Here is a 281-nt window from a genome sequence, read left to right on the forward strand (position 1 = left end):
CGGCCACGGTCGCCTCCGTCGCGTTCCTCGGACCGGTCTCGCGCGCCAGCGTCACCCTGACCGACGGCACGCTGGTCACCGCCCAGCTGCCGAGCTCGGAGGCCGTCGCCCTCCGGGTCGGCGAGCGGGTGCGGGTCGACGTCGAGCAGGTGCCGGTCCTGGTGGTCGCGGACTGACCTCGCGGCCTAGGGTGGCGCCCATGGAGGGCAGCCACACACCCGGGACGCCGGACCCCACGCGGCTGCGCGTCTCCGACGCCGACCGCCACCGCACCGCCGAGG

Annotated in this window: 1 protein-coding gene; it reads left to right on the forward strand. The window is 76.9% G+C overall.

All coding sequences use genetic code 11. From position 1 onward, the window contains the following. Positions 1-176: TOBE domain-containing protein (locus QWY28_RS24590; RefSeq protein ID WP_369292716.1), on the forward strand; the 176-nt coding region annotated here is incomplete at its 5' end. Between the last annotated feature and the right edge of the window lie 105 nt (positions 177-281).

The organism is Nocardioides oceani (assembly GCF_030412965.1).
In the GTDB taxonomy this organism is placed as follows: domain Bacteria; phylum Actinomycetota; class Actinomycetes; order Propionibacteriales; family Nocardioidaceae; genus Nocardioides; species Nocardioides oceani.